The following is a 22242-nucleotide window of genomic DNA, read 5'->3' as shown; positions in this document are numbered from 1 at the left end:
ATGCCAAGTCAGAAGTTGAAATATTGAGACGAAAAGTTGGGCCGGACCCCTCACGAAAACCGACCACAAGGTCGCTGTTCGTGGTGGGTCGCCGGGCGGCCCCCCGCGGTGGGCATCCGCCCGTCAGTCGACCCGGAGGTCGACCGTCGCGCCCCGCGCCACGGGCCGGATCTCGACCCCGGGCAGCTCCGGCGACCGCGCGAGGAAGTCGCGCAGCGGGCTGCGGAACACGCCGTAGTCGTCGTGGTGGATCGGGACGACGAGCGGCACGCCGACGCGCCGCACGAGGTCCGCTCCCTGCACGTCGTCCATGGTCACGGTCCGGCCGAGGATGCGCGTCCCGCCCAGGTGCGCGACCACCGAGTCCAGGTGCGGGAACGCGTCCGCGACGACGTCCACGTGGTCGCCCGTGAGCGTGTCGCCCGTGACGTAGACCTGGGTCTGGCGGTCGCCGTCCACGCGGTGCGTGTAGACGGTGCCCATGACCTCCGGCAGCAGCGAGCGCATGACGCCGCGCGCGTGGATAGCTGGGACCGACTCCACGTCGAGCGTCTCCTTGCCCGAGCGGAACGTCTCGATCGTGCCGGTCGGCATGCCGACCGTCGCGAAGTGGTACCGCGCCAGACGCCGCGCCGCGGACGGCGTGGTGAGGAGCGGCACCTGTCGCGTCAGGCCGCGCCGCGCGACCCGGTCGAAGTGGTCCCCGTGCAGGTGGGACAGCACGATCGCGTCGCGCGGCGGGAGGCCCGTCGGCCCGAGCGCGGGCTGGGTGCGGCGCCGCGACGCGAGACCCTTGCCGAGGTAGGCCCACTGGCCGCGGTGCAGGAAGTTCGGGTCGGTGAGCACGGTGAAGCGCCCGAACCGCAGGAGCGCCGTCGCCGTCCCGCCGAACGTGAGCGTCGCGCTCGCGCGGCGGCTCACGGCTCCCCCAGCGCTTCGAGGTGGACGGCCTTGCGCACGGTCATCTCGTCGAGCAGGTCCGGCCCGTACCCGGCCCCGCCGCCGCTGCCGCGCCGCGGGTCGGCGGACCCGCCCGGCGCGCCCCCGAACACGGCGTTCACCTTGACCGTGCCGACGTCGAGCACGTCCGCCGCGCGCAGCGCGTGCGCGAGCGACGGCGTGAGCACGGTCGCCGCCAGCCCGTACGCCGACGCGGACGCGCGGCGCAGGCCCTCGTCGAAGTCGGCGACGCGCACGACCGGCGCCACGGGGCCGAACGTCTCCGTCGTGAGCAGGTCCACGTCGTCCGGGCAGCGGTCGAGCACCGTGGGCGCGTAGTACGACCCGGCCCGGTCGAGCCGCCGGCCGCCCGTCACGACCTCGGCACCCGCCGCGAGCGCCCCCTGCACGTGCTCCTCGACGACGGCGAGCTGCGCGTCGTCGACGAGCGGTCCCATGGTCGTCGCGTCGTCGGCCGGGTCGCCCACCACGACCGCGTCCGCGAGACGCGCGAGCTCGGCGACGACCGCGTCCGCGACCTCCTCGACCACGTACGCCCGCTCGACGGCGGTGCACAGCTGGCCGCCGTTGGTGAACGCGCCGGTCGCGATCTGTCGCGCGGCGAGCACCGGGTCGACGCCCGCGTCCACGACGAGCGGGTCCTTGCCGCCGTTCTCGAGCAGCACCTTCGCCCCGCGCGCGCCCGCGGCGGCGGCGATGCGCCGGCCCGCGGCCGTGGAGCCGACGTGCGCGACCAGGGCGACGTCGTCGTGCGCGACGACGGCCGCGCCCGTCCCGCCGTCGCCGCTGACGACGCGCAGGACGTCCGGCGGGAGCGCGCCCGCCACGATCTCGGCGAGGCGCACGCCGGGCGCGTCGCTGCGCTCGGACGGCTTGTGCACCACGGTGTTGCCGGTCACGAGCGCCGCGGCGATCAGCCCGGCGGCCGCCGGGTAGGGGTCGTTCCACGGCGTGATCACCGCGACGACGCCGCGCGGCTCCCGCCGCACGACGTCCAGCGCGGCGGGGTCGCCCGCGAGCACCCTGCCCGCCCGGCCGAGGCCTGCCACGGCGGCCTCGTCGAGCAGGTCGGCGGCGACCTCGGCCGACGCGCGCGCCTCGGCCCGCAGCCGTCCGGTCGTCGTGCACAGGAGGTCGCCGAGCTCGTCGACGGCGGCGCGCACGGCGCGGGCGGCGGCGCGCAGGGCACCGGCCCGCTCCCCCGGCGGGGTCGCGCGCCACGCGGGCCCGGCGGCCGCGGCGGCGCGCACGGCGGCGTCGACCTCGTCGGCGCCCGCGCAGCGGACCGGGGCGGCGGGCCGACCCGTGGCCGGGTCGGTCCGGTCGAGCCGGCGCTCGCCCGCGGCCGGCGCGGCCGGGTCGGGGTGGGTGGTGGGTGCGGTGGTCGTGGTCATGCAGGCCTCCCGGGAATCACACGAAGAGAACTACCCATAGGTGCGACGTCGGCGTGCGAGAACCGCTTCTCCGGGTCAGGGTGAAGTCGGGTTGCAGCAGAGCCGACCCGCACGCGTCAGGTGGAGTGCCCCCGGTTTCTCGAGGCGCACCACGAGCCTGACCCGAACGAGGAAGGCTCGCAGCCCATGCGCGTCCTCGGAGTCAACGCCCTGTTCCACGACCCGTCCGCCGCCCTCGTCGTCGACGGCCGGGTGGTCGCCGCCGCGGAGGAGGAGCGCTTCTCGCGGCGCAAGCACGGCAAGCGACCGCTGCCGTTCGCGGCGTGGGAGCTCCCCGAGAAGGCGATGGCCTGGTGCCTCGAGGAGGGCGGGCTGCGCCCCCAGGACCTGGACGCCGTCGCGTACTCGTTCGACCCGGCGCTGGCCAAGCCCGCCGAGGAGATGGGCCTGCCGGACCCGTGGGACTGGCTGCGCGTGCAGTACGCCGAGCGCGCGCCGCAGTTCCTCGCCACCGCCCTGCCGGGCCTGTCCCCCTCGACGGTGCGGTTCGTGCCGCACGAGGTGGCGCACGCGGCGTCGGCCGCGCTGGCGTCGCCGTTCCCGGTCGCGAGCGTCCTGTCGCTCGACGGCCGCGGGGAGCGCTCGTCGCACCTCGCGGGCCGGTACGACCACGGCCGCCTCGAGGTGCTCGCGAGCCAGGAGCTGCCGCACTCGCTGGGGCTGGTCTACGAGTCGCTCACCGAGCACCTGGGCTTCCTGCGGTCGAGCGACGAGTACAAGGTCATGGCGCTCGCGTCGTACGGCGAGCCGCGCTTCCTCGACGACCTGCGCGAGGTGCTCTACGCGACGGGCGACGGCGGCTTCGTCGCCGAGGTGCCCGACTGGGAGCGCTGGGCGCCGCGCCGCACGGACGACGGCACGTGGGGCACCGCGCACGGCGGCCGGGCCGAGCACGCCGACCTCGCGGCGTCGGTGCAGGCGCGGCTCGAGGAGGTGCTCGTCGACCTCGCCACGTGGCTCCACGGGCAGACGGGCGACCGCGTGCTGACCATGGCGGGCGGCACGGCGCTGAACTGCGTCGCGAACTCGCGGGTCTGGCGCGAGTCGCCGTTCGAGGAGGTGTGGGTCCAGCCCGCGGCGGGCGACTCCGGCACGGCGCTGGGCGCCGCCCTCCAGCTCGCCGCGGAGGCGGGCGACACCGTCGAGCCGATGGGCTCGGCGGCGCTCGGCCGGGCGTGGGGCGACGAGGCGCTCGCGCGGTGGCTGCGCACCGCGCAGGTGCCGTTCACGACGCCCGACGACCTGCCCGGCGAGGTCGGGCGCATCCTCGCGGACAACGGCGTCGTGGCGTGGTTCGACGGCCGCGCCGAGCTCGGACCGCGCGCGCTGGGCCACCGCTCCCTGCTCGCGCACCCGGGACCGGTGGAGAACCTGGAGCGGCTCAACGACGTGAAGGGCCGCGAGCAGTTCCGGCCCGTGGCGCCGATGGTCCTGCTCGAGGACGCCGCGGAGATCTTCTCCGGCGGCCCCGTCCCGAGCCCGTACATGCTGTTCGTGCACGAGGTGGCGCCCGCGTGGCGCGACCGGATCGCCGCCGTCGTGCACGTGGACGGCACCGCGCGCATCCAGACCGTCGACGACTCGACCCCGCGCCTGCAGGCGACGATCCGGGCGTTCAAGGAGCTGACCGGGCTGCCGGTCGTCGTCAACACGAGCCTCAACACCGCGGGGCGCCCGATGGTCGACGACCCGCGCGACGCGCTCGAGCTCTTCGGGTCGGCCCCGGTGGACGCGCTCGTGCTCGGCCCGCACCTCGTGCGCCGGTCCGACGTGTTCGCCGCTCCGTCCGGGGCGACGGCGTGAGCGCGCCCGCGGGACGCCCCGCACGCCCGGTGCCGTACGCCGTCGTCGTACCCTCCATCGGCCGCCCGTCGCTCGACCGGCTCCTGGAGACCCTCGTCGCCCAGGCCGACGGCCCGGACTCCCCGGGGCCGGCCGAGGTCGTCGTCGCGGACGACCGCCGGCTGCCGCGACCCGGCACGACCCACCCGGTGCCCGACCCGCTCGACCTCGGGGACGCCGGCCGTGCGCTCGGCGCGCGCGTCGTGCGCACCGGGGGCCGAGGGCCGGCCGCCGCGCGCAACGCCGGGTGGCGCTCGACGACCGCGCCGTGGGTCGTGCTCCTCGACGACGACGTCGAGCTCCCCGCCGGGTGGGCGCGCCACCTCGCGCACGACCTCGCGGCGGCGACGCCCCGCACCGGCGGCGTGCAGGGCCGCCTGCACGTGCCGCTGCCCGCGCACCGCCGTCCGACCGACTGGGAGCGCGGGACCGCCGGGCTCGAGCGCGCGGCCTGGGCGACCGCCGACATGGCGTACCGGCGCGAAGCGCTCGAGCAGGTCGGCGGGTTCGACGAGCGCTTCCCCCGCGCCTACCGCGAGGACGCCGACCTCGCGCTGCGCGTGCGCGAGGCGGGCTGGGAGCTCGTGCGCGGCACGCGCACGACGACGCACCCCGTGCGCCCCGCGGACGACGCGGTGAGCCTGCGCGTGCAGGCCGGGACCCGCGACGACGCGACGTTCCGCGCCCTGCACGGGCCGGGGTGGCGCGAGCGGGCCGAGACGGGCCGCGGCCGTCTGGCGTGGCACGTCGCGACCGTCGCGGCTGCCGCGGTCGGCGTCGGCGGGCTCGTCGCGCGGCGCCCGCGCGTCGCGGCGCTCGGCGCGATCGGGTGGGCAGCCCTCACCGCGCAGTTCCTCGGGCGCCGCCTCGCGCCGGGGCCGCGGCCGGGCGACGACGCGTTCGGGCCCGAGCTGCGGCGCATGGCGTGGACGAGCGCCGCCATCCCGTTCGCCGCGGTGCGGCACCGCGTCGCGGGCACGCTCGCCGTCCGGCGCGGTCTCGAGCCGTGGCCGCCGCCGCTCGCGGCCGTGCTCCTCGACCGCGACGGCACGCTCGTGCACGACGTCCCGTACAACGGCGACCCCGCGGCGGTGCGTCCCGTCGAGGGCGCCCGCGCCGTGCTCGACGACCTGCGCGCCCGCGGGGTCCGGCTCGGCGTGGTGTCCAACCAGTCCGGCGTCGGGCGCGGGCTCCTCACCCGTGCACAGGTCGACGCCGTGAACGCACGCGTCGAGGAGCTGCTCGGCCCGTTCGACACGTGGCAGGTGTGCCCGCACGCGCCGGACGACGCGTGCGCGTGCCGCAAGCCCGGTCCCGGCCTCGTGCTCGCCGCGGCGGCCGACCTCGGCGTCGAGCCGTGGCGGTGCGCCGTCGTGGGCGACATCGGCGCCGACGTGGGCGCCGCGCTCGCCGCGGGCGCGACCCCGGTCCTCGTCCCGACGCCCGTGACGCGCGCCGAGGAGGTCGCCGCTGCCCCGTGCGTCGTGCCGGACCTCGCCGCGGCCGTCCGCGCGCTCGACGACCGCCTGCCCGGCCCGCCCCGGGAGCACGACACCGCGTCCTCCCCCGGCGCGTCGGTTCCCGGCACGTCCGCTCCCGGCACGTCCGCGCCGGCGCCGGACGAGGAGCGTGCGGCATGAGCGCCGACGTGCTCGCCGTGCGCCTCGACAGCGACGGCGACGTCCTGCTCACGGGTCCCGCGGTCCGGGCGATGGCGCACGCGGCCGCGCGCGACGGCGGCCAGGTGGACGTCCTGGCGGCCCCGGCCGGGCGTGCGGCGGCAGAGCTGCTCCCGGACGTGCGCGACGTGCTCGTCTTCGACGCCCCGTGGTCCGGCTACCGGCCCCCGCCCGTCGACCGCGCGAGCGTGCTCGACCTCGTCGCGACCCTCGCCGAGAGGCGCTACGCCGCCGCGGTCGTCTTCACCTCGTTCCACCAGAGCCCGCTGCCCGCGGCGATGGTGCTCAAGGTCGCGGGCGTCGGGCGCGTCGCCGCGGTGAGCGAGGACTACCCGGGCTCGCTCCTGGACGTGCGGCACACCCGCGCGGACGGCCTGCACGAGGTCGAGGCCGCGCTCGACCTCGCCCGCGCCGCAGGGTTCGGCGCGCCGCCCGACGGCGACCGGCTGCGCGTGCGCGGGCCGCTGCCCGACGTGTCGTCGCTCGTGCCCGCGGGGCCCTACGTCGTCGTGCACCCCGGCGCGTCCGTCCCCGCCCGGGCCCCGGCGCCCGACCACGCGCGCGACCTCGTCGCGGCGCTGGTGCGCGCGGGCCACGAGGTGGTCGTCACGGGCGGCCCCGGCGAGACGGACCTCGCGGCGCACGCCGCCGCCGGGCGCGCGCGGGACCTGTCGGGGCGCACGGACCTCGCGGGCCTGGCCGCGGTGCTCGCGGGCGCCCGGTGCGTCGTCGTCGGCAACACGGGGCCCGCGCACCTGGCCGCCGCGGTGGGCACGCCCGTCGTGTCGCTCTTCGCCCCCGTGGTCCCCGCGGAGCGCTGGGCGCCGTGGGGCGTGCCGACCGTCCTGCTCGGCGACCAGGAGGCCGCGTGCCGCGGCACGCGCGCCCGGGTGTGCCCGGTGCCCGGCCACCCGTGCCTCGGCGTCGACCCGGACGACGTCGTCGCGGCCGTCGACCGGCTCGTCGTCCCGCACGTCGTGGGGACGCCCGCGCCCCGCGCGACACCGCTCCGGACCGTGGGGGTGACCCGATGAGGATCCTCGTGTGGCACGTGCACGGGTCGTGGGCGACGTCGTTCGTCGCCGGCGGCCACGAGTACCTGGTCCCGGTCGTCCCCGACCGCGGGCCCGACGGCCGCGGCCGCGCGCGCACCTGGGACTGGCCGCCCGGGGCGCGCGAGGTCGCGCCGGACGAGCTCGCCGACCTCGCGGCGGACCGCGCGATCGACGTCGTGGTGCTCCAGCGCCCCGAGGAGGTCGAGCTGCTGCGGCGCTGGACCGGGCTCGTGCCCGGCCGCGACGTTCCCGCCGTCTACGTCGAGCACAACGCCCCGACCGGCCACGCGGCCGCGACCCGGCACCCGCTCGCCGACCTCGACGTCGTCGAGGAGGGCCTCGTGCCGATCGTGCACGTCACGGCGTTCAACGCGCTCATGTGGGACACCGGCGACGCGCGCACGCTCGTCGCCGACCACGGCATCCCCGACCCCGGCCCGCTGTACACCGGGGAGCGGGCGAGCGTCGGCGCCGTCGTCAACGAGCCCGTGCGGCGCTGGCGCGTCGCCGGGACCGACGTGCTCGTCGCGCTGGGGCGGCACGTGCCGCTCGACGTCTACGGCATGGGCGTCGGCAAGCTCGCCGAGCACCTCGCGGCGCCCGGCGCCGCGTCGCACGACCTGCCGCACGACCTCCCGCACGGCCTGCACGACGACGTCCCCCAGGCCGCGATGCACGCGCGGCTCGCGACGTCGCGCGCCTACCTGCACCCCTACCGCTGGACGAGCCTCGGGCTCTCCCTGCTCGAGGCGATGGCGCTCGGGATGCCCGTCCTCGCGCTGCCGACCACCGAGGCGCCGGTCGCGGTGCCCGCGTCCGCGGGGCTCCTCAGCGCCCGTCCCGACGAGCTCGCCGCGACCGCGCGGCGCTGGCTCGCCGACCCCGACGACGCCCGCGAGCACGGCCGGGCGGCCCGCGCCCACGTGCTCGAGCACTACTCCCACGTCGCGTTCCTGCGGCGCTGGGACACGGTCCTGACGGAGGTGACCTCATGAAGATCGCGATGATCTCGGAGCACGCCAGCCCCCTCGCCGCCCTGGGCGGCGTCGACGCCGGCGGGCAGAACGTGCACGTCGCGTCGCTCGCCACGCGGCTCGGCGCGCAGGGCCACCGCGTGGAGGTGTTCACGCGCCGCGACGACGCGTCCCTCCCGGAGCGCGTCCCGCTCTCCCGCGGTGTCGAGGTCGTGCACGTGGACGCCGGTCCGCCCGTGCCCGTCCCCAAGGACGACCTCCTGCCCCACATGGACGCGTTCGGCGCCGACCTCCTGCGGCGGTGGATCGAGCCCGGGCCCCGGCCCGACGTCGTCCACGCCCACTTCTGGATGTCCGGGATCGCGGGCCTGCTGTCCGCGCCCCCGCTCGGGGTCCCGCTCGTGCAGACCTTCCACGCGCTCGGCTCCGTCAAGCGCCGCCACCAGGGCGCGCACGACACGAGCCCCGCCGAGCGGGTGGCCCGCGAGCGCCTGCTGTGCCGCGCGGTCGACCGGATCGTCGCGACGTGCGCCGACGAGGTCGCCGAGCTCGTCGCGCTCGGCGCCGACCCCGACCGCATCGACGTCGTGCCGTGCGGCGTGGACCTCGGCCGCTTCCTGCCCGACCCGGACCGCACCGAGCACCTGCACCGCGAGCCCGGCCGCCTGCGCCTGCTCTCGGTGGGCCGCCTCGTCGAGCGCAAGGGCGTCGACACCGTCATCGAGGCGCTCGCCGCGCTGCCGGGCGCGGAGCTCGTCGTCGCGGGCGGCCCCGCGCCGGGCGCGCTCGACGACGACCCGGAGGTCCTGCGGCTGCGCGCGGTCGCGGTGGCCTCCGGCGTCGCGGACCGCGTGCGGTTCGTGGGCAGCGTGACGCAGGACGACGTGCGCGACCTCATGCACGCCGCCGACGCCGTCGTGTGCGACCCCTGGTACGAGCCCTTCGGGATCGTCCCGCTCGAGGCCGCCGCGTGCGGGCGTCCCGTCGTGGGCGCGGCCGTGGGCGGGCTGCTCGACTCGGTCGTCGACGGGCGCACGGGCCTGCTCGTCCCGCCGCGCGACCCCGGGGCGCTCGCCGCCGCGCTGCGCCGGCTCGCCGACGACCCGGCGTTCGCGGAACGCCTCGGCTCGGCCGCGCGGCTGCGCGCCGAGCACCTGTACGGCTGGGTCACGGTCGCCGAGCGCACCGCCGAGTCGTACGAGCGCGTCACCACGACCCGCCAGGCCGAGCGCGGCCGAGCCCGGCCGGTGGCGGCCGGGCGCACCGCCCTGCGGGCGGTGAGCGCACCGTGACCGCGCCCCGGACGCCCTCCGGCGACACGCCCGGTGCCGGGTCCGGCGACGGCCCGCACGACGCCGCGCGCCGCTGGCTGCGCGCGCACGCCGACGACCTGCACGACGGCCTCGACCTGCTCACCGCCGAGGCGGGCCGGATCGACGCGTGGGGCGCGCGGCTCGCCGACACCGTGCTCGCGGGCGGGCGGCTGCTCGTCGCGGGCAACGGGGGCAGCGCCGCCGAGGCGCAGCACCTCACCGCCGAGCTCGTGGGCCGCTTCGACGGCGAGCGCACCCCGCTGTCCGCGATCAGCCTGCACGCGGAGACGTCGAGCCTCACGGCGATCGTCAACGACTACGGCATCGCCGAGATGTACGCGCGCCAGGTCGCGGCGCACGGTCGCCCCGGCGACGTGCTCGTGCTCCTGTCGACCTCCGGCGAGAGCGAGAACGTCGTCGCCGCGGCCCGCCGGGCGCGCGAGCTGGGCCTCACGACGTGGGCGCTCACGGGCCCGCGGGACTGCGCGCTCGCCGCCGCGTGCGACGACGTGCTCGCCCTGCGCGGCGCGTCGACCTCGTCCGTCCAGGAGCTGCACCTCGTCGTCGTGCACGCGCTGTGCGCCGCGCTCGACGCGCACGTGCGCCACCGCGAGGCGCGCGCCGCGGCAGACCTCCCGGGCGCCGGGTCGGCCGACGACCGGCCGGCCCCGGCACCCGCACCGGCCTCCGCGGCGGCGAGCGGACCGCAGGTCGTCGTCGTCGGCGACGTGCTCCTCGACCGCGACGTCGACGGCCAGGTGACCCGCTTCTCCCCCGACGGTCCCGTGCCCGTCGTCGACACGCTCGGCGTCCGGCGCAGCCCGGGCGGCGCGGGGCTCACCGCGCTCCTCGCGGCCGACGGCGCGAGCGTGCGCCTCGTCGCGCCGTTCGGCGACGACGACGCGGGCACCGAGCTGCGGGCCCTGCTGCGCCCGCACCTCGACGTCGTCGCGCTGCCGCAGGTCGGCACGACGCGGCGCAAGACCCGCGTGCGCTCCGGCGGCCAGACCGTCGTGCGCGTCGACGACGGCGGCCCCGCCCGGCCCGGCGACCTGCCGGAGCGCGCGGCGCGGGCGGCGCTCGCGGGCGCCGACGTCGTGCTCGTGTCCGACTACGGCGCGGGGACGACCCACGCCGGGCCGGTCCGCGACGCGCTCGCGCACGCGGCCCGCACCGGGACGCTCGTGTGGGACCCGCACCCGCGCGGCGGCGCCCCGGTCCCCGGGACGGCGCTCGTCACGCCCAACCTCGCGGAGGCGCTCGACGCCGCGGAGGCGCTCGGCGTGGACGCGACGCCCGACGACCCCGGGGGCCTCGCGCGGTCGCTCGCGGCCGCGTGGGACGTGGGGGCGGTGTGCGTCACGGCGGGCGACCGCGGGGCGTTCGTCGCGCGCGCGGACGGCGAGCCGGCGTACGTGCCCGCGACCGTGGCGCACGGCGACCCGTGCGGCGCGGGCGACCGCTTCGCCTCGACGGTCGCGGTCGCGCTCGCCCGGGGCGAGGGCCTCGTCCCGGCGGTCGTCGCCGCCGTCGCCTCGGCCTCGGCCTGGGTCGCGGCGGGCGGCGCGGAGGGCTACCGGCGCCGGGCCGACTCCCCCGCCGACCGCACGCCGGGCGCGGCACGGGAGCACGCGCCGGACCGCGCGTCCGGCGCGCCGACCCCCTCCGGCGCGACGCAGGACGTCCCGCCGTCGGACCCCGACGGGCCCGAGGCCGTGGCCGCCCGGCTGCGTGCCGCGGGCGGCACCGTCGTCGCCACGGGCGGCTGCTTCGACATCCTGCACGCCGGGCACGTCGCGACGCTCGAGGCGGCCGCGCGCCTGGGCGACCACCTCGTCGTGCTGCTCAACGGCGACGCGTCCGTGCGACGGCTCAAGGGGCCGCAGCGCCCCGTCGTCGGGCAGGCCGACCGGGCCCGGGTCCTCGCCGCGCTCGACTGCGTGGCCGCCGTCGTCGTGTTCGACGAGGACGACCCGCGGGCCGCGCTCGACCGCCTGCGCCCCGACGTCTGGGCGAAGGGCGGCGACTACACGGAGGAGACGCTCCCCGAGGCGGAGACGGTCCGGCGCCACGGCGGCCGGGTCGTCGTCCTGCCCTACGTCGACGGCCGCTCCACGACCTCGATCCTCGAACGCTCCGGGCGGTTCGCGCCCGGGGTCCCCACCCTGACGGAGGAGACCACCGCATGACCACCACCACGTCCGCCCAGCGGACCGACGTCCCCGTGCCCCGCGAGCTCGGCACCGTCTACGTCACCGGGGGCGCGAGCGGCCTGGGGGCCGCGCTCGTCGAGGCGGTGACGGCGGCGGGCGGCAAGCCGGTCGTCCTGGACCGGGTCGCGCCCGCCGACGGCGTGCCGCACGCGGTCGTCGACCTGTCCGACTCCGCCGCCGCGGCCGCCGCGGTCGAGCGGCTCGCGCTCGAGGTCGGGCCGCCCGACGCCGTCGTCACGGCCGCCGGCACCGACGCGTGCGGGCGCCTCGACGAGATCGACGTCGAGACGTGGGAGCGCGTCGTGCGTGTCAACCTCTTCGGCACGGTCGCCGTCGTGCGCGCCGCGCTGCCGTTCCTCGAGGAGCGCCGCGGCACGGTCGTCACGGTGGCGTCGACGCTCGGCCTCAAGGGCGTCTCAGACGCGACCGCCTACTGCGCGTCGAAGTTCGCGGTGCGCGGGTTCTCCCAGGCGCTCGCCGCGGAGCTCGCGGGCCGCGTCGGCGTCACGTGCCTCGTGCCCGGCGGGATGCGCACCGCGTTCTTCGACGGCCGCACCGAGCAGTACAAGCCGGGGCCGGACGCCGACCTCAACGACCCGCGCGCGACCGCGGCCGCCGTCGTGACGGCGCTGCGCCAGCCGGTGGGCTGCGAGATCCGCGAGATGCTCGTCATGGCGTCCGGCGAGACGTCGTGGCCGTGACGGCGGGCGCGACGGAGCCGGCGCCCGACCTGCCGGGGCTCGCGGGGCAGGACGAGGGGACCGTCCTCGTGCTGCGCGCGCTCGGGCTCGGGGACGCGCTGACGGCCGTGCCCGCGCTGCGGGGCGTGCGGCGCGCGTGGCCCGGCCGGCGCGTGCTCCTCGCCGCACCCGCCGAGGTCGGCGGCTGGCTGCGCGACCTCGGCCTGGTCGACGGCGTCGTACCGACCCGCGGCCTCGAGCCGCTCGTCTGGGCGCAGGAGGCGCGGACGCTCACCGGTGCGGACCCCGGGCACGTGGCGGTGAATCTGCACGGCAGCGGCCCCGAGAGCCACCGGGTGCTGCTCGACACCGGCCCGGAGCGGGTCGTCGCGTTCGCGTCGGGCGACGCGGGGGTCGACGGGCCGGACTGGGACCCGGACGAGCACGAGGTCGACCGCTGGTGCCGGCTCGTCACCGCGGCGGGCGGCGCGTGCTCGCGCGAGGACCTGCGGCTCGACCCGCCGGGGTCGCGCGGGCGCCACGTCGTCGTGCACCCCGGCGCGGCGTCCGGCGCGCGCCGCTGGCCCGCGGACCGCTTCGCCGCGGTCGCGCGCGACCTCGCGGCCGCCGGTCACGACGTCGTCGTCACGGGCGGCCCCGACGAGCGCGACCTGTGCGCGCGGGTCGTGGCCGACGCGGACGCCGCCCTCGGCGGCCCCGCGGGGGCGCCGGACGGGACCGGCAGCGTGACCGACACGGCCGGGACGCTCGACCTGCCCGCGCTCGCCGACGTCGTCGCGACGGCCCGGCTCGTCGTCTGCGGGGACACGGGCGTGGCCCACCTGGCGACCGCGTACGGCACCCCGTCGGTGGTGCTGTTCGGCCCGACACCGCCCGCCACGTGGGGTCCCGCCGTGGACCCGGAGCGGCACGCGGTGCTCTGGCACGGCGACACGGAGCAGGGGCCGGCGCACGCGCCCGACGACGCGGCGCGCGGCTACCGGGGTGACCCGCACGCCGCCGACCTCGACCCGGCGCTCGGCCGCATCGCCGTCGCCGAGGTCGTCGCGGCCGCGCGGTCGCTCCTCGTGGGGCCGCAGGACCCTGCCGAGATGCGTGCGGGCGACGAGGTCCGGAGGGTCGAGTCATGACCTCTCCCGATCTCGACCCCCGCACCGCCCGGTCCGCGGCCCCCGCGGGCGAGGGAGCGCACGAGCGCCCCGTCGCCCTCGTCACGGGCTCGGAGTCCGGCATCGGACGCGCCACCGCCGTCGCCCTGGCGGCCGACGGTTTCGACCTCGGCCTGTGCTGGTACGCAGACGAGGAGGAGGCGCAGGAGACCGCGCGCCAGGTCCGCGAGCGCGGCGCGACGGCCGTGACGCGCCGCGTCGACGTCACCGACCTCGACGCGCTGGCCCCCGCCGTGGACGCGCTGGCGGCCGAGCTCGGGCAGGTCGACGCGCTCGTCAACGTCGCCGGGACGGGCACCGCGACGCCGTTCCTCGACCTCGACCTCGGGACGTGGCGCGAGGTGCTGACGACCGACCTCGACGGCCCGTTCGTGCTCACCCAGGCCGCCGCGCGGCACATGGTCGCGGGCGGACGCGGGGGCCGCGTGGTCAACGTGACCAGCGTGCACGAGCACGCGCCGCGCGTCGGGGCCGCCCCGTACTGCGCGGCGAAGGGCGGGCTCGGGCTGCTGACCCAGGTCGCCGCGCTCGAGCTCGCGGAGCACGGCATCACGGTGAACGCCGTCGCTCCCGGCGAGATCGCGACGGCGATGACCGGCCAGGAGGACGAGGACCCGCGCCCGACGGCGCGCCCGGGCGTCCCGCTCGGGCGGCCCGGGGACGCGCGCGAGGTCGCTGCCGTCGTCGCGTTCCTGTGCGGCCCGGCCGCGACGTACGTCACCGGGGCGTCCTGGCCGGTCGACGGCGGCATGCTCCGTATGGGGCCGATGGCCGGCTCGCACCTCGCCTCGGACGACTGGCGCCGCCCGTGACGCGCCGCCCCTGACGACCGCACCCGCAGCGACCAAGCACCACCGCACCGACGGAAGGACCGCACCATGACCGGACCCGCCTCCCCCGACCCCGACCCGCTGGACGCCTCGCACCGCTCGTCCGCGGCCGACTTCTCGGCGAGCGGCGACGTGCAGCCCGGCGAGACCCCGCCCGCTGAGGACCAGGTGAGCGCGCCGCAGGGCCACGAGGAGCACGGCCCGCACCGGGCCGTGCCGTGGGTCTGGATCGGGGTCGTCGGCGTGGTCGCCGTCGTGACGGCCCTGTTCTTCGTGGGCTACGCCGTGGGGCTGCTCGACTGAGGTCGTGCCGCACGCGGCGCGGCGACGCCGAGCGAGCGCACGTCCCACCCGGCGGCACGCCACCGCGCGCCGTCGACGGCGTTGCGCGCGTCCACGAGGCGCGGCGACCTCACCACGTCGGCCAGAGCACCGGGGTCGAGGTCGCGGTACTCGTCCCACTCCGTCGCGAGGACCACGACGTCGGCGCCGGTCGCCGCCTCGCGCGCGTCCGTGGCGTACCCGAGCTCGGGGGCGGCCGCCTGCGCGAGCGCGAGCGCCTGCGGGTCGGTGACGACGACGTCGGCCCCCTCGGCGGCGAGCGCCCGGGCCAGCGCGAGGGCGGGCGAGCTGCGCACGTCGTCGCTGTCCGGCTTGAACGCGGCGCCGAGCACCGCCACGCGTCGCCCTGCGAGGGAGCCGCCGCACGCGGTGCGCGCGAGCACGACGGCGCGCTCCCGGCAGCGGTCGTTGATGGCGTCGACCTCGTCGAGGAACGACACGGCCGGGCCGACGCCGAGCTCGCGCGCCCGGGCCGCGAACGCGCGGATGTCCTTGGGCAGGCACCCGCCGCCGAACCCCAGGCCCACGCCCAGGTACTCGCCGCCGATCCGGCGGTCGAGCGCCATGGTGCCGACGAGCGCGACCGCGTCGCCGCCCGCGGCCTCGCACACCTCCGCGACCGCGTTGGCGAACGAGATCTTCGTCGCGAGGAACGCGTTGGCGGCCACCTTCGCGAGCTCCGCGGTCGCGAGGTCGGTCACGAGGCGGGGCACGCCGTCGTCGAGCAGCCGCGCGTACACGGCGTCGAGGCGCTCGACGAGCGCGTCGCCGTCGTCGGGCACGCCGTAGACGAGCCGGTCCGGGTGCAGCGTGTCCGCGACCGCGTGCCCCTCGCGCAGGAACTCGGGGTTCCAGGCGAGCCGGACGCCGTCGGGCAGGCCCGTCGCGAGCCGGGCCGCCGTGCCGACGGGGACGGTCGACTTGCCGACCACCACCGCCCCCGGGCGCAGGTGGGGGCGCAGCGCCGCGAGCGCGGCCTCGAGCTGCTGCAGGTCCGCGACGCCGCTGCCCGCCGACTGCGGCGTGCCGACGCACAGGAAGTGGACGTCGGCGACGCCCGCGTGCGCGACGTCGGTCGAGAACGTGAGCGACCCCGCCCCGCCCGGGTCGGCGAGGAGCGCGGCGAGACCCGGCTCGAAGAACGGGGCGCGGCCCTCGGCGAGCGCCGCGACGCGGGCCGGGTCGACGTCGATGCCGACGACCTCGTGCCCCAGGCGCGCGAGGGCCGCCGCGTGGACCGCCCCGAGGTAGCCGCAGCCGTGCACGGAGACCCTCATGCCGGCTCACCCGCCTCGTCGGCGGCGCCGCCGCGCGCCGCACCGACCGCGACGGGCGTCTCGCCGCCGCCGTCGGCGCGGAACCACTCGACCGTCCGGGCGAGGCCCTCGGCCCACGGCGTGCGGGCCCGCCAGCCGAGCGTGCGCTCCGCGAGGCTCGTGTCCGGCCGACGGCGGCGCGGGTCGTCCTCGGGCAGGTCGACGTGCACGATCCCGGCGTCGCTCCCCGTCGCCGCGAGCACGTCCCGCGCGACGCGCTCCACCGTGAGCTCCGTCGGGTCGCCGAGGTTCACCGGGCCCGGGTGGTCGGTGCGCGCGAACGCGAGGATGCCCTCGACGAGGTCGTCCACGAAGCACACCGACCGGGTCTGCGACCCGTCGCCCGCGACGGTCAGCGGCTCGCCCGCGAGCGCCTGCCTCACGAACGTCGGGACCATGCGGCCGTCGTGCCCGCGCATCCGCGGCCCGTACGTGTTGAAGATCCGCACGATCCCCGTGTCCACAGCGCGGCTGCGGCGGTACGCGGCGGTGGTCGCCTCCGCGAACCGCTTGGACTCGTCGTAGACGCTGCGCGGGCCGACGGGGTTCACGTGGCCCCAGTAGTCCTCGCGCTGCGGGTGCACCTCCGGGTCGCCGTACACCTCGGACGTCGAGGCGAGCACGAACCGCGCCCCGGCACGCTCGGCCAGCTCGAGGCCGTGGCGCGTCCCCGCCGAGCCCACGAGCAGGGTCTCGAGCGGGAGCCGGAGGTAGTCCACGGGCGACGCGGGCGACGCGAGGTGCAGCACGAGGTCGACCCGCTCGGGGTCGGGCACGTCGATCCCGACGCTGACGTCTCCCTCGACGAAGCGGAACCGCGGCTCGTCGCGCAGCGCGTCGAGGTTGCGGACCCGCCCGGTCGACAGGTCGTCGACGCACACGACCTCGACGCCCTGTCCCACCAGCGCCTCGCACACGTGGCTGCCCACGAACCCGGCACCGCCCAGCACGACGGCGCGGCGCACGGTGCGGGCCGCGCTCGAGGTCTCCGGGGTGTCGCTCATGCTCGTCTCCTCGCGACGGAGCGCGACGCAGGCACGCGGGGACGTTCCGTCCCGCCGGTCGCGCTCGTGCGGACGGGCTCGTGGCTGGACCCGGGGCTCCCACGCTCACACGCCTCCTGTCGGCTCGCACGGCGGCTCGCACGCCGTGCCCGCGCGGGTTCGTCCGGGCGCACGGGACGGGCGCACGTGGCGGGAGCACGGTCCGGCACCGGGCGCGAGCGATCCGGGGTCGTGGCACGGTGACGCGATGAGCGCACCGACCGCACCCCAGCAGCAGGCCACCGACCCGGACACCAAGCTGTCCCGCTCGGTCGGGGGACGGCTCCTGTACCTCTTCATCCTCGGCGACGTGCTCGGCGCGGGCGTCTACGCGCTCGTCGGCGAGATGGCCGGCGAGGTGGGCGGCGCCGTCTGGCTGCCGCTCCTCGTCGCCCTCGGCCTCGCCCTGCTGACCGCCGGGTCGTACGCCGAGCTCGTGACCAAGTACCCGCAGGCCGGCGGCGCGGCCGTGTTCGCGGACCGCGCGTTCCGCAGCCCGCTCGTGTCGTTCCTCGTCGGGTTCTCCATGCTCGCCGCAGGGGTGACGAGCGCCGCGGGCCTCTCCCTGGCCTTCGCCGGCGACTACTTCGCGACGTTCGTCGACGCCCCCGGCCGCCTCGTGGCCGTGCTGTTCCTCGCCGTCGTGGCCGCGCTCAACGCGCGCGGCATCAAGGAGTCGCTGCGCGCCAACGTCGCGATGACCGCGATCGAGCTGTCCGGGCTCGTGCTCGTCGTCGTGCTGGCCGCCGTCGTGCTGGGGCGCGGCGAAGGATCGCCGGGCCGCGTCACGCAGTTCGCGGAGGGCACGACGCCGGCGCTCGCCGTCCTCGCGGCCGCCATCCTCGCGTACTACTCGTTCGTCGGGTTCGAGACGTCGGCGAACCTCGCCGAGGAGGTGCGCGACGTGCGCCGCACCTACCCGCGCGCGCTGTTCGGCGCGCTCGTCACCGCGGGCGTCGTGTACGTCGCGGTGGGCGTCGCCGCGGTCGCGGTCGTCGACCCCGAGACGCTCGCGGGCTCGACCGGGCCCCTGCTCGAGGTAGTCGACGCGGAGGGGTCGGTGCCCGCCTGGGTGTTCTCCCTCGTGGCGCTGATCGCCGTCGCGAACGGGGCGCTGCTCACGATGATCATGGCGAGCCGGCTCGCGTACGGCATGGCCGAGCAGGGCCTGCTCCCGGCCACGCTCGGGCGCGTGCTCCCCCGCCGCCGCACGCCGTGGGTCGCGATCGTCGTGACGACCGTGGTCGCGATGGGGCTCGTGTTCACGGGCGACGTCGCGGGCCTCGCCGAGACCGTCGTGCTGCTCCTGCTGCTCGTGTTCGCCTCGACGAACGTCGCGGTCCTCGTGCTGCGCCGCGACCCCGTCGACGCGCCGCACTTCCGCGTCGCGACGGTCGTGCCGGTGCTGGGCGTGGCGTCGTGCGTCCTGCTCCTGACGCAGCAGGACGCCGTGACGTGGCTGCGCGCGGGTATCCTGCTCGCCGTCGGCGCGGTGCTGTACGTCGTGATGCGCTGGACCCGCCGGGCCGCGGACGCACGCGCGGCGTGACGGCGCGGCGCGGCGCTCCGGCCCGGAGGAGGACCGAGGACCCGATCGGCCGAGAGCGTCGCCTGGTCCGCGCCGCCCGGCTCCTGGGCGCCGGCGTCGTGCTGCCGCTCCTCGCCTGGTGGCTCACCACCTGGGAGGGGAACTACCACCTCGGCTCGGTCTGGCACTACGTCAACCAGGCGGAGAGCCGAGCCGAGCCGTGGACCGCGGCGGCGATCGAGTCCAACCGGGAGCACCTGGTGGCCGCCGCCCTCCTGGCCGTCGCCGGCCTCGTGTGCCTCGTCGCCAGCCTGGCGGTGGCCGTCCGGGCACTGCGCGTCCCCGCGGAGGACCGCGAGCAGGACCGCTAGGAGAACGGGACGAACGGGGGTCGCTCCGGACCTGACAGCATCGACTGGAGCACGAGCGCCACGGTGAGCACGGCGACCGGGATCGCCACGCCGAGGAGGGCGCACCGAGCCGCGACCGCGGCCGTCAGCCCGCCGCGAGCCCGGGCGCGGACGGCCAGGCCGACGGCGAAGAGCGCGACGACGAGCAACAGGACGGCACCGACCAGCGCGCGGACGACGACCGGCCGGTCGGGCACCCCGTCGAGCAGCCCGCTCGACCCGGCGTCCAGCCAACACAGCTCCCACAGGTACTCGCTGGCCGCCCGGCCCAGCAGCACGGTGGGCACGGCGGCGGCGAGCGCGGCACCTCCCACGACGAGCGCGGCACCCCGCCGCCCTCGGCCCGGCCCGTGCTCCGAACCTGCGCGTGACGTCATGGCGGAAAGGCACCAACAGCGCAGAACGGACGAGCCGCCTCGTGGTCGCGGCATCGGGCGTCCGTGCTGCAGCCGTGCCGCCCGGCGGGCCCCGCCGTGCGAGAGGGCTGGCCTCAGCCGTCCGCGGGCCGGGCGACCGAGCCGCGCACGACGAGGTGCAGCGGCAGCACGGTGCGTGCGGGCGGGACCGCCGGCGGGGTGCCGGCCATCGAGCGCTCGATCGCGTCCATCGCGGCGAGCGCGAGCGCCGCGACGGGCTGCTCCAGCGTCGTGAGCTTGGGGCGCAGCCACTGGCCGACGCGGATGCCGTCGCACCCGACGACCGAGAGGTCCTCGGGGATGGAGATGCCGTGCAGCTCGGCGGCGCCCAGCATCCCGACGGCGACGATGTCGCTGCCGACGAACACGGCCGTCGGCGCGTTCCCGGGCCGCGTGAGGTAGGGGAACGTCGAGGCGCCGAACTGCTCGGTGTACGGGCCGTGGCGCACGAGGTCCGGGTCGACGTCGAGGCCGGCGTCGTGCATCGCGTCGACGTAGCCGCGCAGGCGGTCCTGGGTCGTGGACAGCTCCGCGGGCCCAGCGACGTGGGCGATGCGCCGGTGCCCCTGCTGCACGAGGTAGCTCGTGGCCTGGTAGGCGCCGCCGTAGTTGTCGACGGTGATCGTCTCGACGGGCAGGTCGAGGTCGACCTCCTCGTCGATGACGACGACGGGCAGCCCGTCCGCGACGGCGCGCGCGAGCCGGTCGTCGGTGCGGGACATCCCCACGTAGACGATGCCGCCGAGCGAGCCGTCGCTCGCGAGGAGCTGGCCCAGGCCTGACTCGGCGTCGCCGTGCCGCGTCGACAGCGCGACGACGAGCGGGACGCGGCGGTCGCCCGCCAGGCGCGCGACCTCCTCGGCGAGCGCGGTGAAGAACGGGTTGACGAAGTCGGGCACGACGAGCGCGACGACGCCCGTGCGGCGCTCGTCCTCGCGCGCGGCCGGGCCCGGCGCAGGCACGACGTACCCCACCTCGCGGACCGCGGCGTCGATGCGCGCCGCCGTCTCCGGCTGGACGTTGAGCTGTCCGCGCAGGTAGCGCGACGCCGTCGAGGCCGACACGCCGGCACGTTGCGCAACACGCGTGAGCGTCATGGCTCCCCTCCAACGGTACGCGTCCCAGAACCCTTGCACCCTACCGGCACCGCGTCGCACAGACGGTGTTGACAGGCCGAGCATCTCCAGCCTACGGTCTTGCGCAACGCCACACAACGTTGCGCAACGTCGTCGCCGACGTCGCCGCGCGACCTGATCGCAAGGAGGCCGGGATGAGCCGGGTTCTGCTCGCCGGGGAGTCGTGGATCAACGCGACCACCGACTACAAGGGGTACGACGCGTTCCCCCACGCCCAGCTCGAGATCGGGTGCGCGCGCCTGCTCGAGGCGCTGGCCGCCGAGGGCCACGAGGTCACGCACCTGCCCTCGCACCTCGTCGCCGAGGACTTCCCCTCCACGCTCGACGAGCTCGACGCCTACGACGTCGTGATCCTCTCCGACATCGGCGCCAACTCGCTCCTGCTCCCGCCGGTCGTGTTCTCCCAGGGGCGCCCGTTCCCGAACCGGCTCAAGCTCCTCGCCGAGTGGGTCCGCCGCGGCGGCGGCCTCATGATGGCCGGCGGCTACCTCAGCTTCCAGGGCTTCCAGGCCAAGGCCAACTACCACGGCACCGCCGTCGAGGCCGTCCTGCCCGTCGACATCCTCCCGTACGACGACCGCGAGGAGACCCCCGAGGGCATCGGCGGCACCCTGACCGACGTCGAGCACCCCGTCACCGCCGGCCTCGACCGCGAGTGGCCGATCCTCCTCGGCTACCAGCGCCTCACCGCCAAGGCCGACGCGACCGTCCTCGCCACCATCGAGGGCCGCCCGCTCGTCGCCGTCCGCACCGAGGGCGAGGGGCGCACGCTCGCGTTCGCCTCCGACATCTCCCCGCACTGGGCCCCGCGCGAGTTCATGGACTGGGCCGGCTACGGCCCGCTGTTCGGCCAGGCCGTCACCTGGCTCGCGGGCTGATGACGCCCGAGGTGGTGGTCGTCGGCAGCCTGAACATGGACCTCAGGCTGACCGTCGACCGCCTGCCCCGCTCGGGCGAGACCGTCTCCGCGACGGGCCTCGTCCGCTCCCCCGGCGGCAAGGGCGCCAACCAGGCGGTCGCCGCCGCCCGGCTCGGCCGTCGCGTCGCCATGGTCGGCGCCGTCGGCGACGACGACGACGGCCGCGCGATCCGGCGCCGTCTCGCCGTCGAGGGCCTCGTCCTCGACGGCCTCGCGACGGCGGACCGCCCCACCGGCGTCGCCGTCGTGCTGTGGGAGCAGCCCGAGTCGACGATCGTCATCGAGCCCGGCGCGAACGCCGTCGTCGACGAGGCGTTCGTCACGGAGCGCGCCGACCTCGTCCGCGACGCGGCCGCCGTCCTGTGCCAGTGCGAGACGCCGCTCGGCGCCCTGCGCGCCGTCGCCGCCACCGCGACGGGCACCACGGTGCTCAACCCGGCGCCCGCCGTCCCGCTGCCCGCCCCCGTGCGTGCCGCGTTCCGCGTGCTCGTGCCCAACCGGTTCGAGCTCGCGACCCTCGTCGGCGCGAGCGACGAGCCCGTCGGCACCGACGCCGTGCTCGCCATGGTCCGCGCGCTCGACCACCCCGGGGACGTCGTCGTCACCCTCGGGGCCGACGGCGCGCTCGTCGTCCCCGCGGGAGGCGCACCCGTCACCGTCCCGGCGGAGCGCGTCGACGCCGTCGACACGACCGCCGCCGGCGACTCGTTCTGCGCGGCGCTCGCGGACGGCCTCCTCCACGGCGGCGACCTCGTCGAGTCCGCCCGCTGGGCGGCGCACGTCGCCGCCTCCACCACCACCCGCCACGGCGCCGTCGACTCCCTGCCGCGCGCCACCGACCTGGCCCCCGAGGGCACCAGGATTCCGCTCCACAGCTAAGTCCGACGTACCGTCGGAGGAAGGCACGGTCACGCAATGAAGCACACCACGCCGGCGACCACC

20 protein-coding genes are annotated in these 22242 nt (G+C 77.4%); 14 read left to right on the top strand and 6 right to left on the bottom strand.

Annotated features, from left to right (window positions below; genetic code table 11):
* Positions 1-123 precede the first annotated feature (123 nt).
* Together ACPCUX_RS00580 and ACPCUX_RS00575 are read right to left on the bottom strand one after the other, a co-directional pair.
* A complete protein-coding gene (locus tag ACPCUX_RS00580; protein ID WP_423387964.1) occupies positions 124-921 on the bottom strand; it encodes an MBL fold metallo-hydrolase in 798 nt (265 codons plus the stop codon).
* Entirely contained in the window at positions 918-2354 is a 1437-nt protein-coding gene (locus tag ACPCUX_RS00575; RefSeq protein ID WP_423387963.1) for an aldehyde dehydrogenase family protein, read from the bottom strand. Before ACPCUX_RS00575 ends, ACPCUX_RS00580 begins: the two co-directional genes overlap by 4 nt.
* A 186-nt stretch (positions 2355-2540) precedes the next feature.
* Here ACPCUX_RS00575 and ACPCUX_RS00570 point away from each other — a divergent pair, with 186 nt between their 5' ends.
* From ACPCUX_RS00570 to ACPCUX_RS00525, 10 genes are all read left to right on the top strand, one after another.
* Positions 2541-4217, top strand: coding sequence for a carbamoyltransferase (locus ACPCUX_RS00570; protein WP_423387962.1), 1677 nt, complete (start codon positions 2541-2543; stop codon positions 4215-4217).
* Positions 4214-5896, top strand: coding sequence for an HAD-IIIA family hydrolase (locus ACPCUX_RS00565; RefSeq protein ID WP_423387961.1), 1683 nt, complete (start codon positions 4214-4216; stop codon positions 5894-5896). The genes ACPCUX_RS00570 and ACPCUX_RS00565 overlap by 4 nt, the downstream gene beginning before the upstream one ends.
* Positions 5893-6969 carry a glycosyltransferase family 9 protein gene (locus ACPCUX_RS00560; protein ID WP_085387826.1) on the top strand — a complete coding sequence of 359 codons (1077 nt, stop codon included), beginning with the start codon at positions 5893-5895 and terminating at the stop codon, positions 6967-6969. Before ACPCUX_RS00565 ends, ACPCUX_RS00560 begins: the two co-directional genes overlap by 4 nt.
* Entirely contained in the window at positions 6966-7985 is a 1020-nt protein-coding gene (locus ACPCUX_RS00555) for a glycosyltransferase (protein WP_085387825.1), read from the top strand. Before ACPCUX_RS00560 ends, ACPCUX_RS00555 begins: the two co-directional genes overlap by 4 nt.
* Positions 7982-9256 (top strand): glycosyltransferase, encoded by a 1275-nt coding sequence (locus ACPCUX_RS00550; RefSeq protein ID WP_061267402.1) that lies wholly within the window; start codon positions 7982-7984, stop codon positions 9254-9256. The genes ACPCUX_RS00555 and ACPCUX_RS00550 overlap by 4 nt, the downstream gene beginning before the upstream one ends.
* Positions 9253-11466, top strand: coding sequence for a PfkB family carbohydrate kinase (locus ACPCUX_RS00545; RefSeq protein WP_391515461.1), 2214 nt, complete (start codon positions 9253-9255; stop codon positions 11464-11466). Before ACPCUX_RS00550 ends, ACPCUX_RS00545 begins: the two co-directional genes overlap by 4 nt.
* Positions 11463-12191 (top strand): SDR family oxidoreductase, encoded by a 729-nt coding sequence (locus tag ACPCUX_RS00540; RefSeq protein WP_034652895.1) that lies wholly within the window; start codon positions 11463-11465, stop codon positions 12189-12191. Before ACPCUX_RS00545 ends, ACPCUX_RS00540 begins: the two co-directional genes overlap by 4 nt.
* Positions 12182-13321, top strand: coding sequence for a glycosyltransferase family 9 protein (locus ACPCUX_RS00535; protein WP_423387960.1), 1140 nt, complete (start codon positions 12182-12184; stop codon positions 13319-13321). The genes ACPCUX_RS00540 and ACPCUX_RS00535 overlap by 10 nt, the downstream gene beginning before the upstream one ends.
* Entirely contained in the window at positions 13318-14172 is an 855-nt protein-coding gene (locus ACPCUX_RS00530) for an SDR family oxidoreductase (RefSeq protein WP_423387959.1), read from the top strand. Before ACPCUX_RS00535 ends, ACPCUX_RS00530 begins: the two co-directional genes overlap by 4 nt.
* A gap of 66 nt (positions 14173-14238) precedes the next feature.
* Entirely contained in the window at positions 14239-14493 is a 255-nt protein-coding gene (locus ACPCUX_RS00525; RefSeq protein WP_043654002.1) for a DUF6480 family protein, read from the top strand.
* Here the strand turns inward: ACPCUX_RS00525 and ACPCUX_RS00520 are convergent.
* Positions 14469-15809 (bottom strand): UDP-glucose dehydrogenase family protein, encoded by a 1341-nt coding sequence (locus ACPCUX_RS00520; protein ID WP_423387958.1) that lies wholly within the window; start codon positions 15807-15809, stop codon positions 14469-14471. The two genes, ACPCUX_RS00525 and ACPCUX_RS00520, sit on opposite strands and share 25 nt — an antisense overlap.
* Positions 15806-16852, bottom strand: a complete 1047-nt coding sequence (locus ACPCUX_RS00515) for an NAD-dependent epimerase/dehydratase family protein (RefSeq protein ID WP_423387957.1) — start codon at positions 16850-16852, stop codon at positions 15806-15808. The genes ACPCUX_RS00520 and ACPCUX_RS00515 overlap by 4 nt, the downstream gene beginning before the upstream one ends.
* 247 nt (positions 16853-17099) lie before the next feature.
* On the opposite strand from ACPCUX_RS00515, the gene ACPCUX_RS00510 reads away from it, so the two are divergent.
* Both ACPCUX_RS00510 and ACPCUX_RS00505 read left to right on the top strand, forming a co-directional pair.
* Complete coding sequence (locus ACPCUX_RS00510; RefSeq protein WP_423387956.1) at positions 17100-18440, top strand: APC family permease; 1341 nt, start codon at positions 17100-17102, stop codon at positions 18438-18440.
* Positions 18437-18790 carry a hypothetical protein gene (locus ACPCUX_RS00505; RefSeq protein WP_423387955.1) on the top strand — a complete coding sequence of 118 codons (354 nt, stop codon included), beginning with the start codon at positions 18437-18439 and terminating at the stop codon, positions 18788-18790. The genes ACPCUX_RS00510 and ACPCUX_RS00505 overlap by 4 nt, the downstream gene beginning before the upstream one ends.
* Here the strand turns inward: ACPCUX_RS00505 and ACPCUX_RS00500 are convergent.
* A complete protein-coding gene (locus ACPCUX_RS00500; protein ID WP_423387954.1) occupies positions 18787-19206 on the bottom strand; it encodes a hypothetical protein in 420 nt (139 codons plus the stop codon). The genes ACPCUX_RS00505 and ACPCUX_RS00500 overlap by 4 nt on opposite strands.
* Positions 19207-19319: 113 nt before the next feature.
* Entirely contained in the window at positions 19320-20342 is a 1023-nt protein-coding gene (locus ACPCUX_RS00495) for a LacI family DNA-binding transcriptional regulator (RefSeq protein ID WP_409141648.1), read from the bottom strand.
* Positions 20343-20515: 173 nt separating this feature from the next.
* Between ACPCUX_RS00495 and ACPCUX_RS00490 the strand changes: the two genes are divergently transcribed.
* On the top strand, positions 20516-21259 hold the full coding sequence (locus tag ACPCUX_RS00490) for a glutamine amidotransferase (RefSeq protein WP_074806944.1): 744 nt from the start codon (positions 20516-20518) through the stop codon (positions 21257-21259).
* On the top strand, positions 21259-22179 hold the full coding sequence (locus ACPCUX_RS00485; RefSeq protein ID WP_043653989.1) for a ribokinase: 921 nt from the start codon (positions 21259-21261) through the stop codon (positions 22177-22179). The genes ACPCUX_RS00490 and ACPCUX_RS00485 overlap by 1 nt, the downstream gene beginning before the upstream one ends.
* The last annotated feature ends 63 nt before the right edge of the window (positions 22180-22242 follow it).

Origin of the sequence: Cellulosimicrobium sp. AB352, assembly GCF_049538415.1 — a bacterium.
GTDB lineage: Bacteria > Actinomycetota > Actinomycetes > Actinomycetales > Cellulomonadaceae > Cellulosimicrobium > Cellulosimicrobium funkei.
This window is presented reverse-complemented; position numbering and strand designations above follow the sequence as displayed.